At 67.1% G+C, this 20,683-nt stretch carries 19 protein-coding genes, 1 tRNA gene and 1 other RNA gene; 8 read left to right on the forward strand and 13 right to left on the reverse strand.

Annotation, left to right across the window (positions count from 1 at the left end):
- Positions 1-29: 29 nt before the first annotated feature.
- Positions 30-1,346: a class I SAM-dependent methyltransferase gene (locus G6N09_RS07180; RefSeq protein WP_083025430.1), complete on the forward strand. Its 1,317-nt coding sequence runs from the start codon at positions 30-32 to the stop codon at positions 1,344-1,346.
- Positions 1,347-1,360: 14 nt separating this feature from the next.
- Here the strand turns inward: G6N09_RS07180 and G6N09_RS07185 are convergent, their stop codons facing one another.
- The 4 genes from G6N09_RS07185 to ffs all read right to left on the reverse strand — a co-directional run bounded on the left by G6N09_RS07185 (position 1,361) and on the right by ffs (position 5,360).
- Positions 1,361-3,295, reverse strand: a complete 1,935-nt coding sequence (locus tag G6N09_RS07185; RefSeq protein ID WP_083025428.1) for a DNA polymerase III subunits gamma/tau — start codon at positions 3,293-3,295, stop codon at positions 1,361-1,363.
- A 55-nt stretch (positions 3,296-3,350) separates the two neighbouring features.
- The gene (locus tag G6N09_RS07190; protein WP_083025425.1) at positions 3,351-3,956 is read right to left on the reverse strand and encodes a CHAP domain-containing protein; all 606 of its coding nucleotides are present in this window, start codon (positions 3,954-3,956) and stop codon (positions 3,351-3,353) included.
- 2 nt (positions 3,957-3,958) lie between these two features.
- Entirely contained in the window at positions 3,959-5,233 is a 1,275-nt protein-coding gene (locus G6N09_RS07195; RefSeq protein ID WP_083025423.1) for an aspartate aminotransferase type Ic, read from the reverse strand.
- A gap of 32 nt (positions 5,234-5,265) precedes the next feature.
- Positions 5,266-5,360, reverse strand: an RNA gene (ffs, locus tag G6N09_RS07200) — signal recognition particle sRNA small type.
- 147 nt (positions 5,361-5,507) lie between these two features.
- Between ffs and G6N09_RS07205 the strand changes: the two genes are divergently transcribed.
- The 3 genes from G6N09_RS07205 to G6N09_RS07215 all read left to right on the forward strand — a co-directional run bounded on the left by G6N09_RS07205 (position 5,508) and on the right by G6N09_RS07215 (position 7,751).
- Positions 5,508-5,593, forward strand: a tRNA-Ser gene (locus G6N09_RS07205).
- An 81-nt stretch (positions 5,594-5,674) separates the two neighbouring features.
- Positions 5,675-6,391, forward strand: a complete 717-nt coding sequence (locus G6N09_RS07210) for a lipid uptake coordinator LucA (RefSeq protein WP_083025604.1) — start codon at positions 5,675-5,677, stop codon at positions 6,389-6,391.
- Between the two features lie 28 nt (positions 6,392-6,419).
- On the forward strand, positions 6,420-7,751 hold the full coding sequence (locus G6N09_RS07215) for a DUF4226 domain-containing protein (RefSeq protein WP_083025421.1): 1,332 nt from the start codon (positions 6,420-6,422) through the stop codon (positions 7,749-7,751).
- A 14-nt stretch (positions 7,752-7,765) separates the two neighbouring features.
- Here the strand turns inward: G6N09_RS07215 and G6N09_RS07220 are convergent, their stop codons facing one another.
- The 4 genes from G6N09_RS07220 to G6N09_RS07235 all read right to left on the reverse strand — a co-directional run bounded on the left by G6N09_RS07220 (position 7,766) and on the right by G6N09_RS07235 (position 12,387).
- Complete coding sequence (locus G6N09_RS07220; protein WP_083025418.1) at positions 7,766-8,329, reverse strand: hypothetical protein; 564 nt, start codon at positions 8,327-8,329, stop codon at positions 7,766-7,768.
- A 10-nt stretch (positions 8,330-8,339) separates the two neighbouring features.
- A complete protein-coding gene (locus G6N09_RS07225) occupies positions 8,340-8,813 on the reverse strand; it encodes a DUF5078 domain-containing protein (RefSeq protein WP_407662674.1) in 474 nt (157 codons plus the stop codon).
- Positions 8,814-9,031: 218 nt separating this feature from the next.
- A complete protein-coding gene (locus G6N09_RS07230; RefSeq protein WP_083025413.1) occupies positions 9,032-11,941 on the reverse strand; it encodes an MMPL/RND family transporter in 2,910 nt (969 codons plus the stop codon).
- Positions 11,938-12,387: an MmpS family transport accessory protein gene (locus G6N09_RS07235; protein ID WP_234806994.1), complete on the reverse strand. Its 450-nt coding sequence runs from the start codon at positions 12,385-12,387 to the stop codon at positions 11,938-11,940. The genes G6N09_RS07230 and G6N09_RS07235 overlap by 4 nt, the downstream gene beginning before the upstream one ends.
- A gap of 101 nt (positions 12,388-12,488) precedes the next feature.
- Between G6N09_RS07235 and G6N09_RS07240 the strand changes: the two genes are divergently transcribed.
- Positions 12,489-13,172: a TetR/AcrR family transcriptional regulator gene (locus tag G6N09_RS07240; RefSeq protein WP_083025409.1), complete on the forward strand. Its 684-nt coding sequence runs from the start codon at positions 12,489-12,491 to the stop codon at positions 13,170-13,172.
- On the opposite strand, the gene G6N09_RS07245 is transcribed toward G6N09_RS07240, so the two are convergent.
- The 3 genes from G6N09_RS07245 to G6N09_RS07255 all read right to left on the reverse strand — a co-directional run bounded on the left by G6N09_RS07245 (position 13,164) and on the right by G6N09_RS07255 (position 16,290).
- A complete protein-coding gene (locus G6N09_RS07245) occupies positions 13,164-14,183 on the reverse strand; it encodes a DNA polymerase domain-containing protein (protein ID WP_083025408.1) in 1,020 nt (339 codons plus the stop codon). The two genes, G6N09_RS07240 and G6N09_RS07245, sit on opposite strands and share 9 nt — an antisense overlap.
- Position 14,184: 1 nt before the next feature.
- Positions 14,185-15,225, reverse strand: a complete 1,041-nt coding sequence (locus tag G6N09_RS07250; protein ID WP_083025599.1) for an ATP-dependent DNA ligase — start codon at positions 15,223-15,225, stop codon at positions 14,185-14,187.
- Between the two features lie 159 nt (positions 15,226-15,384).
- Entirely contained in the window at positions 15,385-16,290 is a 906-nt protein-coding gene (locus tag G6N09_RS07255; RefSeq protein WP_083025407.1) for a haloalkane dehalogenase, read from the reverse strand.
- Positions 16,291-16,367: 77 nt separating this feature from the next.
- On the opposite strand from G6N09_RS07255, the gene G6N09_RS07260 reads away from it, so the two are divergent.
- From G6N09_RS07260 to G6N09_RS07265, 3 genes are read left to right on the forward strand one after another with little or no spacing between them, the layout of a single operon-like run.
- Positions 16,368-16,784 carry a DUF302 domain-containing protein gene (locus G6N09_RS07260; protein WP_083025406.1) on the forward strand — a complete coding sequence of 139 codons (417 nt, stop codon included), beginning with the start codon at positions 16,368-16,370 and terminating at the stop codon, positions 16,782-16,784.
- 12 nt (positions 16,785-16,796) lie between these two features.
- Entirely contained in the window at positions 16,797-16,931 is a 135-nt protein-coding gene (locus tag G6N09_RS20260; RefSeq protein WP_264073433.1) for a DUF8730 family Cys-rich protein, read from the forward strand.
- Positions 16,932-16,965: 34 nt separating this feature from the next.
- Complete coding sequence (locus G6N09_RS07265; RefSeq protein WP_234806993.1) at positions 16,966-18,831, forward strand: fatty acyl-AMP ligase; 1,866 nt, start codon at positions 16,966-16,968, stop codon at positions 18,829-18,831.
- On the opposite strand, the gene G6N09_RS07270 is transcribed toward G6N09_RS07265, so the two are convergent.
- Together G6N09_RS07270 and G6N09_RS07275 are read right to left on the reverse strand one after the other, a co-directional pair.
- Positions 18,828-19,301, reverse strand: coding sequence for an NUDIX hydrolase (locus G6N09_RS07270; protein ID WP_083025405.1), 474 nt, complete (start codon positions 19,299-19,301; stop codon positions 18,828-18,830). The two genes, G6N09_RS07265 and G6N09_RS07270, sit on opposite strands and share 4 nt — an antisense overlap.
- 3 nt (positions 19,302-19,304) lie before the next feature.
- A complete protein-coding gene (locus G6N09_RS07275; RefSeq protein ID WP_083025404.1) occupies positions 19,305-20,663 on the reverse strand; it encodes a WS/DGAT/MGAT family O-acyltransferase in 1,359 nt (452 codons plus the stop codon).
- Positions 20,664-20,683: the final 20 nt, after the last annotated feature.

The raw sequence follows: 20,683 nt of genomic DNA on the forward strand, positions 1-20,683 counted from the left end.
TATCCGCATCTGGACAAGGAGGGAAAGCCATGACAGCGAAAACGCTGACGAGAGATGCCGCGACCGCCACGAACGGCAAGCTGGGGCTGGCCGAGATTCTGGTGCTACTGGCCGGCGGGGGGCAGCCGCCGCTGAAGATCTCCGCCTACGACGGCAGCAGCGCCGGACCCAGTGACGCGGAACTGGGTGTGGACCTGCTGAATCCGCGGGCCACCAATTACCTGGCCACTTCGCTCGGCCAACTCGGGATAGCCCGCGCCTACGTTGCGGGCGACCTGGAACTGCACGGTGTGCATCCGGGCAATCCCTATGACGTGCTCAACGCCATGGCGGATCTCGAATTCAAACACCCGTCGCCGCGCGATCTGGCCAACATCGTCCGCTCCATCGGGCTGAGAAACCTCAAGCCGATCGCGCCTCCCCCGGAAGAGGCGCCACCGAAGTGGCGGCGCAACGCCAGCGGACTGCGACACAGCAAGTCACGCGACGCCGACGCGATCCATCACCACTACGACGTGTCGAACACCTTCTACGAGTGGGTGCTGGGCCCGTCGATGACCTACACCTGCGCGATCTACCCGCACCCCCAGGCGACGCTGGAAGAGGCCCAGGAGAACAAGTACCGGCTGATCTTCGACAAGCTGCGCCTGCAGCCCGGAGATCGCCTGCTTGACGTCGGCTGCGGCTGGGGCGGCATGGTGCGCTACGCCGCGCGACGCGGTGTGCATGCACTCGGTGCCACGCTGGCTGCAGAGCAGGTCGCCTGGGCGCAGCAGGCGATCGCCGATGAAGGGCTCACCGAGTTCGCTGAAGTCCGGCATTGCGACTACCGCGACGTGCCAGAGACCGAGTTCGACGGCGTCTCGTCGATCGGCATGACGGAGCACATCGGGGTGAAGAACTACCCGGCTTATTTCGGTTTCCTCAAATCGAAACTGCGCACGGGTGGCTTGCTGCTCAACCACTGCATCACCACGGCGGACAATTCCGTCTACAAGGGCGACCCCTTCACCGACCGGTACGTCTTTCCCGACGGCGAGATCACTGGCGTGGGAAACATCACCGCCGAGATCCAGCAGACCGGCCTCGAGGTTCTGCACGAGGAGGACTTCCGGCTCCACTACGCCAAGACGCTGCGCGCCTGGTGCCAGAACCTGGTGGACCACTGGGACGAGGCCGTCGCCGAAGTCGGGCTGGGCCGGGCCAAGGTGTGGGGCCTGTACATGGCGGCGGCGGTAATCGGCTTCGAGCGCAACCAATGCCAGCTACACCATGTGCTGGCCGGCAACGTCGACGAGCAAGGTGGGGATGGGGGCCTGCCGTTGCGCCCTTGGTGGACCCCCTAGGAAAGCCTGTCGCGTCAGTCGCCGCTGATCCGGCGAGCGCCCAGTTCGCTCTGCAACAGCTCCAGCGCCACTTCCTCGGGGTCGCGGCGGGGCGGCGCGTCAGAGCCGGCGTCCACGGCAGCCTCGGCCAGCATGGCCTCCTCGTCGGCGCGCCGTGCCGATTCCACATCGACCGGGGCGGGGGCAGGAGCGCCCGACGCCTCCGGGGGCGGCCCACCGGCGTCGCAACGCACCCGCCAATTCACCCCGAGAGCGTCCTTGAGCGCCTCGGTGATGACGTCGGTGTTGCGCGGTTCGGAGAGTCGCCTGGCCAGCGAGGCCGTTTCGTGGGTCAACACCAGCGTGTTGCCGTCCACGGTGCGCACCGTGGCGCCGGCCAGCATCGCCTCGGTGGAGCGGCTGCGCTGACGTACCTTGTCGCGCACCGTGGTCCACATCGCGCGAACGGCGGCGGCGTCCGGTTCGGCCGGAGTGGGCGCCGGTGCGGGCGTGGGTGCCGCCGGAGCGGCAGGTTCAGGTGCGGATTCGGGTTCGGGCGCAGGTGCGGGTTCGGCCACGACCACCGGTGTGGGAGGCGCGGCGGGGACGGGCGGCGGCGCCGACGCAACCTGGGGTGTGGCCTCCGGTTGCGGCGCGGGTTCGGCGGCCCGCGACGAGCGGCGGGTGAACTGCTTGGCAGCAGCGGCTGCCGGAGCGGCCGCGGTGGCAGTGGCCGCGGGCGAGGCAGCATCCGACGGCGCGACACCGGTCCGCACTGATCCCGCCGGTATCGACATGTCCAGCCGGCCCTCGATGCGCTCGATGCGTTGCAGCAGTGCGGCTTCGGTGTCGGCGGCCGAGGGCAACAGCAGCCGGGCGCACACCACTTCCAGCAGCAGCCGGGGAGCGGTGGCGCCACGCATCTCACCGAGGCCTGCATGCACCACCTCGGCATAGCGGGCCAGGGTGGCGGGGCCGAGCCGAGCGGCCTGGTCATGCATCCGTTCCAGCATGTCCTCCGGCGCGTCGACCACCCCCTTGGCCACCGCGTCGGGAACCGCCTGCAGCACGATCAGGTCGCGGAACCGCTCCAGCAGGTCGATGGCGAACCGGCGCGGGTCATGGCCGGCGTCGACAACCGCCTCCACCGCGCCGAACAGAGACGCGGCGTCCCCGGCGGCCAATGCGTCGACTGCCTCGTCGATCAGGGCGACGTCGGTGGCCCCCAACAGACCCAAGGCCCGCTGGTAGCGAACGTGGTTGATCTCGGGGCTGCCAGGCATGGGCTCGGAGCCGGCCAGCAGCTGGTCGAGGACCGAGAGGGTGTCACGGGGTGATCCCCCGCCGGCACGGATCACCAGCGGATATACCGCGTCGTCGACGGCGACGTTTTCCTGCTCGCAGATCCGGCCGATCAGCTCACGCATGGTGCGCGGCGCCAGTAGCCGGAACGGATAGTGGTGCGTGCGGCTGCGGATGGTCGGCAGCACCTTCTCGGGCTCGGTGGTGGCGAACACGAAGATCAGGTGATCAGGTGGCTCCTCGACGATCTTGAGCAGCGCGTTGAATCCCGCGGTCGTGACCATGTGCGCTTCGTCGATGATGAAGATCCGGTAGCGCGACTGGGCCGGCGCATAGAACGCGCGGTCCCGCAGATCACGCGTGTCGTCGACACCGCCATGGCTGGCCGCGTCCAGTTCCACGACGTCGATGCTGCCCGGCCCGTTGGGAGCCAGCGCCACACAGGAGTCGCACGTGCCGCACGGTGTCGGGGTGGGGCCCGCCGCGCAGTTCAGCGATCGGGCCAGGATGCGGGCCGACGACGTCTTGCCGCAGCCCCGGGGGCCGGAGAACAGGTAGGCGTGGTTGATCCGGCCCGCCGACAAGGCGGTGCACAGCGGGTCGGTGACGTGTTCCTGCCCCACCACTTCGGCGAAGGTTGCCGGCCGGTATTTGCGGTAGAGCGCCACGCAAGGGAGGTTACTTGCTCGGGCCGACGGCGGTGCACGCCCGGCAGTACCGGCGCTACACCTTCGGGCGCAGGTACCCCAGCGTGTTCCACATCGGAGTGACGTCACGCCAGTTCAGCGTCACGAACAGCCGTCCCCCGGAATTCTGTTCGGCGACCTCGTAGCCCATCAGGCTGCCGCTGCCGCGCACCGCCGTGACAACTCCGGCATGTCCGTGTTCGCTGACGAACCCACCGGGACCGTAGACGACGATGTCGCCGACACGCGGCTCATTGAGGCCACCGTCGAAGGGCACCTGATCGAAGTACTGAGCCAGACCATTGGTGGGGAAATGGTGGTAGAGATCGAAGGCGTTGCCGCTGGGGTCTGTGTTGTGCCAGGAACCCAGAGCCTGGATGTAGTGCTGCACCAGGGGATAGCACTGGCCGTCGCCGTACATCACGGGATTTCCCAGCGCCGCGTCGGCGGCATCGCGGCGGAACGCATCGAGTTCCTCCAACGCCCGGGGCGGCAAGGTGTCGACGGCCGGTTCGGCCACCGCATCGGAGGCCTGCACCGACGGCGGCTCGACCGGCCACTCGGGCGCCGCGTAGGCCGCCGGAGCCAGGCCCAGCGCACCACAGGCCGCCACCAGAACCGTGTACTCCCGGATGCGCACCATGATCAGCCCAGCAAGTGCTCAGCGGCGGCCAGCAGCGCGCAGGTGGCCAGTCCGTCGACGGCGTCGCGCAGGTCCCCGCTGGACGGGAACGACGGGGCGATCCGGATGTTCTTGTCGTCGGGATCCTTGCGGTAGGGGAACGACGCCCCGGCTTCGGTGACCGCGATGCCGGCGTCCTTGGCCAGCGCGACGGTGCGACGCGCAGTGCCCGGCCAGACATCCAGGCTGATGAAGTAGCCGCCCTTGGGGTCGGTCCACGACGCGATCTTGGCGTCATCGAGCCGGCGCTGCAGGATCTCGGCGGCCAGCTCGAATTTGGGCGCCAGGATCTCCTGGTGGCGGCGCATGTGCCGGCGCACGCCATCGGCGTCACCGAAGAACCGCAGGTGCCGCAGCTGGTTCACCTTGTCCGGACCGATCGAGCGCTTGCCGGCGTATTGCAGATACCAGGCGATGTTGCCCAGCGAACCGCCGAAGAAACTGACGCCGGCGCCGGCGAAGGTGATCTTGGAGGTGGAGGCGAACACATACGGCCGGTTGGGGTTGCCTGCGGCGGCAGCCAGTCCGAGCACATCGATCTGGTGGGGAAACTCGGCGGTCAGGGTGTGCACCGCATACGCGTTGTCCCAGAACAGCCGGAAGTCGGGCGCGGCGGTCTTCATCTGCACCAGGCGGCGCACCGTCTCCCAGGAGTAGGTGATACCGGTCGGGTTTCCGAACACCGGCACGATCCACATGCCTTTGATCGCAGGGTCGGCGGCCACCAGTTCTTCGATCAGGTCGACGTCGGGACCGTCCTCGCGCATGGGGACCGGGATCATCTCGATGCCCATGGTCTCGGTGATCGCGAAGTGCCGGTCATAGCCCGGGACCGGGCACAAGAACTTGACGACCGGCTCCTGGCCCCACGGACGCGGCGAGTCCACGCCGCCGTGCAGCATCGAGAAGACGATGGCGTCGTGCATGAACTCAAGGCTGGCGTTGTTGCCGGCGATCAGGTTGGGCACCGCGATGCCGAGCAGCTCGCCGAAGATGGCACGCAGTTCAGGCAGGCCCTGCAGGCCGCCATAGTTGCGAGTGTCGGTGCCGTCGTCGCTGCGGTAGTCGTCTGGACCGGGCAGGCCCAGCAGCCCGTTGGCCAGGTCGAGCTGCTCGGGCGCCGGCTTGCCGCGGGTGAGATCCAGGGAGAGCTTCTTGGCCTGCAGATCGGCGTAGTCCCGCTGGAAGCGCTCATATTGCGCGGTCAGGTCGGCACGGTTGAGGGATTGCAGCGACACGGGTGCGCCTTTCAGCGTCGAAGGCCCGACATATGAGGGGACCCCGCGCACCCGCCAGAGCCCATTGACCCTTGCTGCCTTCCGGCCCTGGGGGAGTTCACAGGATGGACGCCGCGCGGGGTCCGCAGACGAGTCTAGCGGTGAATGCCCGCGCGGCGACGATGCGGTCGGCCAAGCAGACGGCGCAGGAGTCGGGCAGTCCGGCGGGGTGCTCGAAGCCGGGCAGGACGAGCGGCGCGCGAAGCCCGCGATGGACTCAGCTACCATTGCCGACGGAGGATTCGCCTAGTGGCCTATGGCGCTCGCCTGGAACGCGGGTTGGGTTAATAGCCCTCAGGGGTTCAAATCCCCTATCCTCCGCACCCGATTCAGGTGCGGCCGGACTGAAGGATCATGGTCCGGTCGCACCTGAATCACTAGCTGACGAGCATGGGAGGTGGCGTGAGTCGTACCGTCGCCACGGTTTGGCACGCGTCTCTCGCGACCCTCGCCACCCTGCTGTATTTCCTCTTCGTCCTGCCGCGATGGTGGGAGCTGACCGGCTTCACCCCGCACGTGCTGGGGACGGTGATGCGTGTCGGACTCGGGTTGCTGGTGGGGGCGATGGCCCTGCCGGTGGCAGCCGTGTTGAAGCAGGCCCGCAAGCCCGAGTACGGCACCCCGCAGCTGGCGCTGTCCCTGCGGTCCGGCTCGATCGTGGCGCACCTGGTGGCCGGAGCGCTGATCGCCGGCACCGCAATCAGTGAGATCTGGTTGTCGCTGGACAGCTTCGGAACGTGGCTGTTCGGGATCTACGGCGCCGCGGCCGCGATCGCCCTGTTGGGGATCGGCGCGTTCTACCTGGCGGTCGTCGCCGAAATGCCGCCGCCGCCGCCCAAACCGATCAAACCCAAGGCCGAGAAGCAGCCCAAACAGGGGCGGCGCCGGGGCAAGAAGTCCGGCGACGAGGCGGCCCCGGATACTGCCGAGACCGACGCCGAGGACGAGACCGACGCCGAGGACGAGTCCGACACGGAAGCTGAGTCCGACACCGAAGACGCCGAATCGGAAGCCACCGAGATCGTCGAGTCGACCGGGGACGAGACTCCCGAGCCTGCGACTGCTGACGGCGGCGCACTGCGCCCGTCGGGGAAGCGCCGGGCGCGAAAGACCCAGTAGGCCTGATCCGGCCGACTACCCTGGCGCTATGGCCGAGAACCTCGGTAGGTTCGCCGATGCTGCGCGGGCCCGTGAAGACGCGCTCGCGAACCGCCTGGCCGCATCAGTGGCAGCCGACAAAGAGTTCCTGACGATGCTGCAGCAGGTCGTGCGCACCAACGCCAGTTCCCGGCAGCGCCTCAATGCCATCGAAGCCGAGATCCGCGAATCGGCCGCCACCTGGCCGGGCCTGGACACCCCCGCGGGTTCGCGTCAGTTCCAGCGATTCCTGACCGCCAAGACCCGCGAGATCCGCCAAGTGGTCTCCGCCGCGTCCGACGACGACGAGCGCCGTGCCCACCTGGCGCAGGCCCTGACCAACCACTACAGACTGGGTGGCGGCGAGGGCGGGGACCCGCATATTCGGCTGGTGGACAACACGATTCTCGCTGACGGCCAGCAGCCGCACGATCCCACCATCAACGGCGTGGGCAGCCCCCCGATGCCGGAGAAGCAGGACGGCTCGCCCTATGACCTGGGCGCGACGATCCCGGGCACCGGCATCGTCATCACCGGCGACCCCGAAACCGGCCACCCCCGTCTGCGGATCCCCGGACAACCCGACATGGACAACCCGTTTCCTGTCGATGACGGTTTCCGGGCGCTGCCGACCGGCACCGCCGTCGGCCCCGAAGGACAGCACTATGCGTTCTACAGCGTGCGTCCCTACGGGCCGGGCACCTCACCGGACAACTACATCGCAGCGGAATCACGAGTTCAGGATCTGGCCGATCCGGCTAGTGATCTGGGGCCGCTGCTGGGCACCCCGCTGGGCGCCGACACCAAGGTAGGCATCTCCCAGGCCAGCGGCGTCTACGACCCCGCGTCAGCAACGATGGTGATCGTCGGCAACGCCGGCCAGGACGGTCAGCGCGCCCTCTGGCAGTCGGCCCCGGTCGCCGCCGGGGATCCACCCCACGCCTGGATGAACAGCCTGCACGAGGTCGGGACGTTCACCAATCTGGGTCCCGGCGACCGGGAGAATCAGATTGTCTCGCTGCCCCAGGGCGGGTATCTGATGACCAGCGCGAGCGACGGCGGCCAGATCGTGGGCGTTGCCGCGGGCAGCCCCCAGGGCTTGCTGCAAGCGCCCGCACAGGAGCTCACCGGCCCGGGGTTCATTCCAAGTCCCGGCAATCAGCCGGCCGTGCCGTACGGACCGAGCATCGTCAACGTCGAGACTCTTCCCAATGGGCAGGAGCAGGTCACGATGCGCGTCAGCACCTGGCCGACACCGCAGGACTGGCCGGTCGGGCCGGATTCCCCACCGCCGCCCTACCACCCGCGGACCTACACGACTACGTTCACCGTCAGTCCGTAGCGCCCGGGAGTACCTCAGAACGCGGTGCTGCCCGAGGGGCTCAGCACGAATCCGTGCTGCCCCAGCGAGGTGTCCAGGCAGGCGACGAGCTGGTCGCTGCCCACCGCGCAGGTGACGTTGCCATAGGCCAGTTTCTGCCCGACGCCCAAGAACGCACCGTTGGAGAATTGGCGCCCGCAATCGGTCGATTCGCGGTTCAGCCGTAGACCCGCCGCGCCCTGGGAGCGTACGGTCCCGATCACACAGCCACCGGGCACCGGGGCGCCCGAGCCGAGCGGCGCATTGGCCAATCCGGGCATGTCACCGTCACACATGATGGCCTGCGTCGTTCCCGCCGGCGGCGCTATGGCGTCGAATTGACAGGCGACGTTGTAAGGCGTGGAGAAGTTCACCCATCGCCCCGGCCCCTTGGGGCCCGTCGAGATGTAGTTGTCCACCGGGACAGCGGCGAAGTCGTCGAAGTTGGGAAACCCCGCGGGCTGGGCCTGCGCAGGTGATCCCGGCGCCACCAGGAGCAGACCGCCGGCCGCAACAGCGCCGACCAGAAGCTGCATGATGCGACCCTTGGATCCGCTCATCGGTCTCCCGTTAGGGCTTGGGGGCCCAGTCCCACACCGACATGTCGTCGCGGGGGTACTGACTGCAGGCCTCGGTCGACTTGGCGACGACGCCCTTGTTGTTGAAGAAGATCTTCGCGTGGTTGGGCCACGACACCGTCAGCGGGTCGGCGAAGTTGGTCGCCAACTCCTCGGAGTAGGCCCGACGCTGCTCGGGGCTGAGCGAGAAGAACCAGTGCATCTTGTCGATGGCAGCCTGCTGCACCTGCACCGGCTTGTTGTGCATGTCGATCATGTAGCGCTCGTAGTAGATCGGCGACAGGTCGCGGCTGGCGGCCAGCATCTGCTCGGCACTGCAGTCGGTGTGAATCACTCGCCGCGGGATCGGGAAATCGTCGGTCGCGTCAGCGGAGGCGGCGGCGGGCAGCAACACGGCGGCCATAGCTGCGCTTGCGGCTGCAGCGGCCACGACGATGCCCCGCAGAAACGGGCGGTGCGTACGCATGGAATCCACTGTAGCCATTCCCCCGGTCCTTTCACTGTGTCAGTTATCTCGACGCCAAACCCGCCGGTGAGACGGCTGAGCCGGGTGTAGCGGGTGAGACGAAAGCGGCGATAGATGGCACAACCAGCCCGCCGAACTCACTTCGCAATGCTACATAACTTTAGTCATGCTACCTAATTGTTTTTCGGTCCGCCGACCATGGAATCGCTCACAGCCGGCTAATGCCTGTGGGCCAGCTCCTGGGTGTCCTCAGCGTCCCCACCGCGCGCTACGGCGGCGGCCTCGCGGTGCCGGGCGGCCTTCCCGCCCACGTGCGGCAACACGTTGATCGGCCACCAGAACCAGCGCCCCAGCAGGGCCGCGATGGACGGCGTCATGAACGACCGAACGATCAACGTGTCGAACAGCAGGCCCAGGCCGATCGTGGTACCGATCTGCCCGATGATCCGTAGGTCACTGACCGCCATCGAGGTCATGGTGAGGGCGAACACCAGGCCCGCAGAGGTCACCACCTTCCCGGTGCCGCCCATCGCCCGGATGATGCCGGTATGCAGGCCGGCGTGGATCTCTTCCTTGAATCGGGCGACCAGCAGCAGGTTGTAGTCGGATCCCACCGCCAGCAGGATGATCACCGACATCACCAGCACCAGCCAGTGCAACTGGATGCCGATGAGGTACTGCCAGAACAACACCGACAGACCGAAAGATGCCCCCAGCGACAGTGCCACGGTTCCGACGATCACCAGGGCCGCGATCAGGGCCCGGGTGATCAGCAGCATGATGATGAAAATCAGGCACAGCGAAGCGATTCCGGCGATCAGCAGGTCATAGTTGGAGCCGTCGTGCATGTCCTTGAACAGCGATGCGGTCCCGCCCAGGTAGATCTTGGCGTCTTCGAGCGGCGTGCCCTTCAGGGCTTCCTCGGCTGCGGTGCGGATCTTGTCGATGTGCGAAATGCCTTCGGCGGTAGCCGGATTGCCGCGGTGCGAGATCATCATGCGGACGGCCTTGCCGTCCGGCGAGATGAACATGTTCATCGCGCGTTTGAAGTCCGGGTTCTCGAACACCTCTGGCGGCAGGTAGAACGAGTCGTCGTTCTTGGACTCGTCGAACGCCTTGCCCATGGCCGTGGCGTTGTCGCTCATCTCGTCCATTTGGTCGAAGATGCCGGACATGGTGCTGTGCATCGTCAGCATCATGGTCCGCATGGTCTCCATGGTGTCGATCATGGGCGGGAAGGTGGTCAGCATCTGCGGCAGTAGTGCGTCCATGTCGCCCATGTGCGCGATCATCTTGTCCATGCTCTGACTCATCGGGTCCACACTGTCGACCATGTCGAACGCCGAGCGCAGCGAGAAGCAGATCGGGATGTCGTAGCAGTGCGGTTCCCAGTAGAAGTAGTTGCGGATCGGCCGCCAGAAGTCCTCGAAATCGGCGATGTGGTCCCGGATGTCGTAGATCTGCTGCTGCAGGTCGTCCATGTCGAGGACCATCTCGTGGGTGATGCCCGTCATCTGGCTCATGTAGCCGTACATCTGGCGCATGGTGGCGATGGTCTGCTCCATCGCCTCGGCCTGAGTCAGCATGTCGTCCATGCGCTTCTTCTGGAACTGCATGGTCTGTAGCTGGCCGGCGTTCTGCATGCTGATCTGGAACGGGATCGAGGTGTGCTCCAGGGGGGTGCCCTGCGGGCGGGTGATCGCCTGGACACGGGATATCCCGACGACCTTGAACACCGATTTGGCCAGCTTGTCGATGATCAGGAAGTCCGACGGGTTGCGCAGATCGTGGTCGGACTCGATCAGCAGTACCTCGGGCATCATCCGAGACTGCGAGAAGTGCCGGTCGGCCGCGGCAAAGCCCTCATTGGCGGGGATATCGGTGGGGATGTACTTCCGGTCGTCGTAGGCCTGCTGATAGCCCGGCAGGGCCAGCAACCCGACGGCAGCGATCGCCAGCGAGGCAACCAGAACCGGCCCGGGCCAGCGCACGATCACCGTAGCCACCCGCCGCCACCCGCGGGTGCTGGTGGCGCGCTTGGGGTCGAACAGGCCGAACCGGCTGCCGACGGTGATGACCGCCGGGCCCAGCGTCAGCGCCGCGGTGACCGAGACGAGCATGCCCACCGCACACGGGATACCGAGGGTGACGAAGTAGGGCATCCGGGTGAAGTGCAGGCAGAAGACCGCTCCGGCGATGGTCAAGCCCGACCCGAGGATGACGTGCGCGACACCTCCGAATGCGGTGTAGTAGGCCGATTCCCGGTCTTCGCCGGCTTGCCGCGCCTCGTGATAGCGGCCGATCAGGAAGATCGCGTAGTCGGTGCCGGCGGCAATCGCCAGCGAGACGAGCAGGTTCACCGCAAACGTGGTCAACCCGACCCAATGGTGGTGTCCCATGAACGCCACCACGCCGCTGGCGGCGTTCAGTTCGATGTAGACCATGCCCAGCAGCAGTGCCACCGTGACGACGGAGCGGTAGACGAGCAGCAGCATGGTCAGGATCACCAGAATGGTGACCACCATCATCCTGAACATCGACTTGTCGCCGGCGTGGTTCATGTCGGCGGCCAGGGCCGCGGTTCCGGTGACGTAGACGGTCAGGCCCGGCGGGGTCTGGACCGAGTCCACGATGTCGCGAACCGCTGCGATGGACTCGTTGGCCGCGGCCTGGCCGATATTGCCGACCAAGTTCAACTGCACGTACGTTGCTCTGCCGTCGGCACTTTGGGCGCCGACAGCGGTCATCGGGTCGCCCCAGAAGTCCTGGACGTGCTGCACGTGGGCGGTGTCGGCCTTGAGCTTGCCGACCACTTCGGCGTAGTACTCGTGCTCGGCGTCGCCCAGCTCGTGATCGGCCTCCAGCACGATCATCGCGGTGCTGTCGGAGTCCGATTCCTTGAAGACCTTGCCCATCTCGGTCATGGCCTGCATGGAGGGGGCGTCGGTGGGGCTCGCCGAGACGGCGTTCTGCTTGCCGACCTCTTCGAGCGGCGGGACCGTGGCGACCAGCACGGCGATCAGCGCGAGCCACGCCAGGATGATGGGCACCGCGAACTTGCGGATGGTCCGTGCGATGAACGGTCGCGGGGGATGGTCGCCGGCGCCGTGCTGCGGGGGCCGGCTCATGCCGCCTTCAGCAGACAGAACGTGTAGGCGTTCACCTCGTTGGAGATCCGTTCGGCTTTGACCTCACCGTCGACGGTGATCCGGCAACCGATGCTGTTGCTGTTGCCCTGCGCCATGATGCTTCCCACCACGGCGGGCAGCGTGGTGACGATCTCGAGCTGCCACGGCAGTGTCACGTCCTGAACTCGCTGCGGTTCGGAGTTGACGTCGAAATAGCTGATGTCGGCCACTGTTCCGGGCGGACCGAAGATCTCATAGGTCAATCGCTTGGGATTGAACGGCTTGGTCTCGTCGTTCTGGCCGTCGGAATAGGACGGGCGCTTCTCGGAGCCGAACAGGCCGTGGATACGCGTCACCGTGAATGCGGCGACACACACCACGACCACGATGACCAGGGGTATCCACACCCGGCTCAGCACCTTGAAAATCGGAGTCCCCTTCACCATGTCATCTTTGGGTACCCTAACCCAAGTCAACGTGCGTAAACGCACGCTACAGCACGCGCACGGACCGTCGCAACGCACATCGTGTGCGTTATCCTCCCCCTGTGTCTCCGGCGACCTTCCAACGCGCCCGCAGCGACGAGAAGAAGCGTCAGCGGGCCGAAGCACTGATGGAGGCGGCGCGTGCGGTGGCCACCGAGACCGGGGTCGCCTCGGTCACGCTGACCGCGGTCGCCAGCCGGGCCGGGGTTCACCACTCCGCGGTGCGGCGCTACTTCAGCTCCCACAAGGAAGTGCTGCTCCGGCTGGCCGCCGAGAGCTGGCAACGTTGGGAATCGACCGTCTGCACGGCATTGAGCGAGCCCGGGCCGATGTCGCCGGCACGTGTCGCGACCACCCTGACCAGCGGATTGATCGCAGACCCGCTGTTCTGCGACATGCTGGCCAACCTGCACCTGCACCTCGAGCATGAAGTGGACGCCGACGTTGTCGTCGAGGTCCGGCGGAAGAGCACCACGGCGGGGCTGGCCATGGCCGACGCCATCGAGCGGGCCCTGCCCGGCCTCGGCAAAGAGGGGGCACTGGACCTGCTGCTGGCCTCGTATTCGCTGGCGGCGCCGCTGTGGCAGATCGCCCATCCGCCGGCGGACCTGACCGAGGCCTACGAAAACGCAGCGGTGGAATCTCAGGTTCCGCCGGATTGGAACCTGGACTTCACCACCGCATTGACCCGGCTGCTCACCGCCACCTGCGTCGGACTTCTGGAGCCGCGCGCCGAATCAGTCTGATCTCTCCCGGCTGGGCTGCACCCGCTTGGGTTCGCCCGGCATCTTGGGGTAGTTCGGCGGATAAGGCATGTCGCCCAGCCCGCGCGCTTCGTCGGCGGCCGCCAGCTCGAACAGCGGCTCCAACGATTGCTCGTGTTCGTCGAGGGTGCTCCACGGGTCACCGCGCCGTGCGATCAGATCCGGCACGGTGCTGATGGTGTAGTCGTCCGGATCGGCGCCGTCGGCCAGTTCGTCCCACGTCAACGGCGTGGACACCGTGGCGATGGGTGTCGCCCGCGCCGAATAGGCCGAAGCCATGGTGCGGTCGCGGGCATTCTGATTGAAGTCGACGAAGATCCGCTCGCCGCGTTCTTCCTTCCACCACGAGGCTGTGACCGCATCGGGGGCGCGTCGCTCCAGCTCCCGGGCTAGGGCGATACCGGCCCGGCGGACCTCGATGAAGTCCCAGTCGGTCTTGATCCGCAGGTAGACGTGCACGCCGCGGCCGCCCGAGGTCTTGACGTAGCCGACCAGGCCGAGCTCGTCGAGCAGGGGCCGCAGCACATCCAGGGCGACCGCGCGAGCCTCCGCGAAGCCGGTACCGGGCTGGGGGTCCAGGTCGATGCGCAGTTCATCGGGGTGGTCGGTGTCACCGCAACGCACCGGCCAGGGGTGAAATGTCACGGTGCTCATCTGCACCGCCCACAGGATGTCGGCGGGTCCGGTGACCTTGAGGACGTCGGCGGTACGCCCGGACGGAAACGTCACCTGGCAGCTCTGCAGATAATCCGGATGCCCGCGGGGCAACCGCTTCTGGTAAACCTCGTCACCCTCGATACCGTCGGGAAATCGCTGTAGGTGGCTGGGCCTGTCGGCCAGCGCGTGCAGTAGCGGTCCGCTCGCCACCGCCAGGTAGTAGTCGGCCAGCGCCCGCTTGGTGCCACCGGCGCCCAGCGCGGGAAAATACACCTTGTCGCCACTTGTGAATCGAACGGCGGTGCCGTCCACGTCCAATTCCTCTGCGCCGCCCACCTCAGGCCTCCAGCACGTCGGCGAGGTCGTAGTTCAACGGCACCTCGAGCTGATCGAAGGTGCAGCTGGTCGGGTCGCGGTCGGGACGCCAACGCAGCAGCTTCACGGTATGCCGGAAACGATCCCCCTCCATCTGGTCATAGGCGACCTCGGCGACCCGCTCGGGACGGATCGGGATCCACTGCTTGTCTGCAGCGGAGTTCCACCGGCTCGCTTCGCCGTCGCGGACCTCGCCCAGGCGCAGGGGTTCCAGCTCGGCCAAGAGCGCGAGCCGGTCGGCGTCGCTGAAGGCCGCCGAACCGCCCACCATCGCCAGCTCGCCGTCGGGGCGATACAGGCCCAGCAACAGCGAACCGATGCCGGCACCACTCTTGTGGATGCGGTAGCCCATCACCACACAGTCGGCGTCCCGGTGATGTTTGACCTTGACCATCTCTCGCTTGCCGGGCAGATACGGCCCGTCATTGCGTTTGGCGATCACTCCGTCCAGCCCGGCCCCTTCGAAGGTGGTGAGCCAGCGCACGGCCTGCTCGCGGTCCGCCGTGGCGCGGGTGACGTGGCAGCTGGCGCCACCGGCGACCAGGTCGGCGAGCGCGTCGCGTCGGACCCGGAACGGCTCGTCGAGCAACGACTCCTGGCCCGTCGCCAACGCGTCGAACGCAATGAACTGCGCCGGGGTCTGTTCGGCCAGCAACCGCACCCGGCTCTGCGCGGGGTGGATCCGCTGGCTCAGCGAATCCCAGTCCAGCCGGGTCCGACCACCGATCCGGCGGGGCACCACCACTTCCCCGTCGAGTACGCAGCGCGGGGCGACCTCAGTGCGCAGCGCATCAAGCAGTTCCGGGAAGTAGCGGCCCAACGGCTTACCGGTCCGGGATTGCAGCATCACGTCGTCGCCATCGCGAAACACGATGGCACGAAAGCCGTCCCATTTGGGTTCGTAGGACCACAGGTCCGTTTCCGCGGCTGCTGGGACGGCCGTGGCCGCCTTAGCGAGCATCGGGGCTACCGGCGGCGCCACGGGCAGATCCATGGTGTCCATCATGGGTGCTGGCGCCACATCTGTCACTGAAGACCCGGCCGGTAGACCGTATGCCTGTTGCCCGCCTCTGAGCGACAACTCGGGCTCGCAAGGCCAACCGGGCGACGTTGTCGCGCAAAGGCGGGCGACGGCGCCTGTCCTTCCGCCGGCGCCGGAAGCTCAGCGCCGCAGGAACTCCACGACGTGGCGGGCGAGTTCCTCGCCGGCATCCTCCTGCAAGAAATGCCCGGCATCGTGAATCACCGGATGAGCCCGGCCGTGTGCGCCGACCATCTCACGCTCGAAGATGGGTGCCATGGCCCCGGTGATCGGGTCGCCGTCACTGAACGCGACCAGCATCGGGGTCTGTGAGGCGCACAGCGCGGACCATGCGGCCCGGTTGGCGGGCGCGGCGACGTCCTCGGGAGTGGTCGGGATCAGGGTTGGCATGGTGCGGGGGCCGACGCAGTAGCTGTCATCGGGGAAGGGTGCGTCGTAGCCGGCCCGGACCTCATCGCTCATCGGCCTGCGGCATCCGGACTGCACGAACCATCCGACGTTGATCGTCGGCGCGGTCTGGATCGACTCCCGGAAGCGCCACCAGATCTCCGGCATGGGGATGTCGCCGGTTGGCAGGCCGGTGTTGGCCACGACGACACCGGCGAACCGATCCGGGTTCTCGGCGAGCATCCGCAACCCGATCAGACCGCCCCAGTCCTGACACACCAGGGTCACGTTGCGCAGGTCCAGGGCGTCGAATGCCAGCGCGCGCATCCACTCGACGTGGCGTGCATAGGTGTGGTCTTCCGCGCGGGTGGGCTTGTCGGAGCGACCGAATCCGACCAGGTCGGGGCAGATCACCCGGTATCCCGCCTCGGCCAGGATCGGCATCATCTTGCGGTAGAGATACGACCACGACGGTTCGCCGTGCAGCATCAGGATGGGTTCCCCATCCTCGGGACCGTCCTGCACCCACGCCACCCGCAGCGTTCCGCCGTCATCGTCGTCGAGGTCGCAGTACTGCGGCGAATAGGCGAAATCCGGCAGACCGGCGAACCGGTCATCGGGGGTGCGCAGGGTTTGCATGAGGCGACGATACCGTGTCGGTATATACCCCCCGGGGTGTTTGATACACTGGCGTCACCACAACCAAGGAGGCCGCAATGTCGGTGGCAATGAGCACAGCGGTGACCGGTGCCGATTTCGACACCGTTGCACAAAAGACCCGGGACGTTCTGAAAGACAACGGTTTCGGCGTGCTGACCGAGATCGACATGCAGGCGACACTCAAGGCCAAGCTCGGCGAAGACATGGAGCGCTACCTGATCCTGGGCGCCTGCAACCCGCCACTGGCGCACCGCGCCGTGACGGCCGAGAAGCGCATCGGAGTGCTGCTGCCGTGCAACGTGGTGATCCGCGAAGACACCGAGCACCCGGGCACCGTGCTGGTCGAGGCCATGAACCCGGGGCTGATGGCCCAGGTCGTCGACAATCCGGCATTGGTACCGATCGCCGACGAGGTGAGCGAGAAGATCCGCACCGTCATCGATACGCTGGCGGTTGCGTTGCACCCCGCCTGAAAGGAACCGCCGATGTGCTACCCCGTGCCGTGTCGGGTCTGTGGCAAGACCACCTGGGACGGCTGCGGTGACCACATCGCAGAGGTGAAGGCCCAGGTGCCACCGGAGCAGTGGTGCGAGGGCCACCGGGAGAACACCCGCTCCTAGCAGCACCGCTGGCCGCACGGATTATGGTGTCTGGATGCCCGAGCAGTTTATGCCAAACGCCCATACCCTGGTGGATCTGCTGCGGATACAAGCCGATCGGTACGGCGACAAAGTCGCCTTCCGCTTCGCCCCCGACGGCAACAACGTCACGGCCAGCCTGACGTATGGGGAACTCGACGCCCAGGCCCGGGCAGTGGGTTACGAATTGCAGCGCCAAGGCGCTGCCGGGCAACGCGTGCTGGCGATCTGCCGACCCGGCCTGGACAGCATCATCAGCATTTTCGGCTGCTTCTACGCTGGGGCGATCGCGGTGCCGGTCGACACTCCGCTGGCCCGTCTGAAGCTGGTCGCGCCCGATGCGCAGGCCACCTTCGCGGTCGCGACCTCCACCACCCAAAACCAACTTCAGATGGCGGCCGCCGATGTGCCCGGCATGACGTCGCTGCGCTGGTGCGCCATCGACCACGCCGGCACGCCCGAAGCGTGGCAGGCGCCCGAGATCGACCCGAGCACCACCGCGATGATCCAGTACACCTCCGGGTCGACCAAGTCACCCAAGGGTGTGGTGGTGACGCACGGCAACCTCATGCACAACTTGGAGTCCATCCGGCGGGCCTACCACGGCCACGAGCAGGAGACGAGCGTCTACTTCCTGCCGCAGCAGCACGACATGGGCCTGATCGGTGGGGTCCTGGAGATGATCTACGTCGGCTGCACCACCGTCTTGATGTCACCGATCGTCTTCTTCCAGCGGCCGATGGCGTGGCTGGAAGCCATGTCGCGGTTTGGCGCCCACACGACCGCGGCGCCCAACAGCGCCTACCGGTTGTGCGTCAAACAGAGCACCCCCGAACAGCGGGCGGCACTGGATCTGTCGAACTGGACCACCGCCGCGAGCAGTTCCGAGCCGATCCACGCGTCGACCATTCAGGAGTTCGCCGACGCGTTCGCTCCGGCGGGATTCCGCATTGAGGCGTTTCTGCCGTGCTACGGCCTGGCCGAGGCCACCCTGCTGGTCGCCGCCGACCCCACTCCTGAAGTCGCCGGCGTTCGCTACGTCGACAGCAAGGCACTGAGCGAGAACCGCACCGTCGACGTCGACGCCACCACCGACGCCGTCGCAGTGGTCAGCTGCGGCCCACCGGTGTACGGCCAACGGGTCGTGATCGCCGATCCGGAGACCCGGCGCAGCCTGGGACCGGACGAGGTCGGCGAGATCTGGGTTTCCGGGCCCAGCGTTGCGCAGGGGTACTGGGCGCGGCCGATAGAGAATGCGCACAGCTTCGCCGGATTCCTGTCGGACACCGGCGAAGGCCCCTTCCTGCGCACCGGCGACATGGGATTCCTCTGCCAGGGCGAGGTATTCGTCACCGGACGGTGGAAGGACCTCGTCACCATCGGCGACAGCAACTACTTCCCGAACAACATCGAGCCGACGGTGCAAGACAGCCATCCGGCGTTGCTGGCTGATCGCGGCGCGGTCTTCTCGGTGCAACCCAAACCGCATGACGACGCCCGACTGGTGATCGTGCAGGAACTGGACTATCGGCAGCCGGTCGATGAGAGCGAATATCCGGCAATCATGGAGTCCATCCGCGCGGCAGTCAGCCAGCAGCACGGACTGGACGCCCACGCCGTATTGCTGGTGCCGGCGATGCGGGTGCCCACCACCTCGAGCGGCAAGATTCAGCGGGGCGAGTGCCGGCGACAGTTCCTGGCCGGCGAGCTGCATCCGCTGGCGCAGTGGCATGCTCCGGCGGCGCCGGCCGTTCGGTCCCCGCAGGCAGCCGGGGCTACCGGGGCGCCCGGAGCGAACACGCTGGCCCGGATGATCGTGTCCAGCTTGGCGCAGCGGCGTCAGCAGCAACAGGGAACACCACCGCCCCCCACCGGTGGCTAGGGCTCACGCCCCAAGTGGCTGGTCAACCAGTCCAGGGCGGGACGCTGGCCCGCCAGCAGTTTGACGCGCGCCCGGTCCAACGGGAACCAGCCGACCCGGTCGACCTCGGGAAACTCGCACAGTTTCCCGGATCGCGGCGGCCACTCCAGCTCGAACGTATTGCTGCGGGCGTCGGTGACGTCGAGCTCGCCACGCACCGCGAACACCGTGACCAGTTTGCCGCCGGCCTGCCGCACCACGCCGAGCTCGGTCCGTTCGCCGTCGGGCGGCGCTAGGCCGATCTCCTCGACGAATTCGCGTCGCGCGGCGTCCCACGGGTCCGCACCCGCGGGATGCTCCCCCTTGGGAATCGACCACGCGCCGTCGTCCCTGCGCGCCCAGAACGGCCCACCGGGGTGGACGATCAGCACTTCGACATCACCGTCGGCGCTCGCGCGGTACAGCAGCAGTCCCGCGCTGTGCTTGGCCACGCCTTAGATCCCTACGGCGTGTTCCAGGTCTTCCAGCGCGGTGTCGAGGTGACCGAGCAGTCGTTGCAGGTGCGGCACCGAGCGGCGACACCCGACCAGCCCGAAGTCGAGGTTGCCGGCGTTGCTGACGACGGTCATATTCAACGCCTGCCCGTCCAGCGCGATCGACATCGGATAGTTACCGTCCAGGCGAGCACCGCGCCAATACATCGGTTCGGCCGGCCCGGGCACGTTGGAGATGACGATGTTGAACGGCGGCTTGGCCGCCGAGACGAATCCGGGAATGGCCGCCAGCGCCAACGGCGCCATATTGGCCGCCGACAAGGCCAGCGCCTGAGTGCGCGGCAACTCACTGAACACCTTCTTGTTACGGCGCATCGACTCGCTGATGGTCGCCAGCCGCTGCGCCGGGTCCTTGAGATCGGTGGCCAGATTGCACAAGATCGCGCCCACCATGTTGCCCCCGGAATCGGCTTCGGCCTCGGTGCGCAGGCTCACCGGGACCATCGCCACCAGGGGATGGTCCGGCAGGGCGTGCTGCTCGTCGAGGTAGGCCCGCAGCGCTCCTGCGCACATCGCCAGCACCACATCGTTGAGGGTGACTCCCGCCGCCCGCTTGACGGCGATGATCCGCTCCACCGGCCAAGACTGCGCCGCGCACCGGCGCGCACCTCCGATCTTGACGTTGAGCATGGTGCGCGGGGCTTCGAAGGGCAGCGTCAGTTGCTGTTCCAGCAGCGCGGCACGCGCGAGCTTGAGTGTCGACGGCCCCAGGGCGGCAACGCCTTTGACCATCTGCGTCAGCTCACCCAATGGGGAGGAAGATTCGGTGCGGGGCCGCGACGACAGCCGCACGGACCACGGGGTGCGTAGTTCCAGCTCGCGCGGATCGGCCGACAGGGTGCGTCGCATCAGTCGCAACAGTGAGACACCATCGATCAGCGAGTGGTGGACCTTGACGTACACGGCGAACCGGCCGTCGGCCAGGCCCTCCACCACGTGGGCCTCCCACAGCGGGCGGTGCCGGTCGAGCAGGCTGCCGTGCAGCCTCGATGTCAGCTCCAGCAGTTCACGCACCCGCCCCGGCACCGGCAGCGCCGAGCGCCGCACGTGGTATTCGAGATCGACATCGTCGTCGAAGGCCCAGCCCACACTGGAGATTCCGCCGAGCAACTTCGCCGGGCGTTTCCGGAAGTCCGGCTGCAGGTCGCTGGCCCCCAACAGTCCCCGGTAGATCTCGCCGGCGAACTCCGGCCCGGCGCCGTCTGGCGGCTCCAACAACATCAGCCCGCCGACGTGCATGGGGTGCTCGCGCGTTTCGGTCAGCAGGAAGACCGAATCGAGCGGTGACATCAGCTGCATCGATCCATTAGACCCCTTAA

The sequence above is a fragment of the Mycolicibacter minnesotensis genome (genome assembly GCF_010731755.1).
Taxonomy (GTDB): Bacteria; Actinomycetota; Actinomycetes; order Mycobacteriales; family Mycobacteriaceae; genus Mycobacterium; species Mycobacterium minnesotense.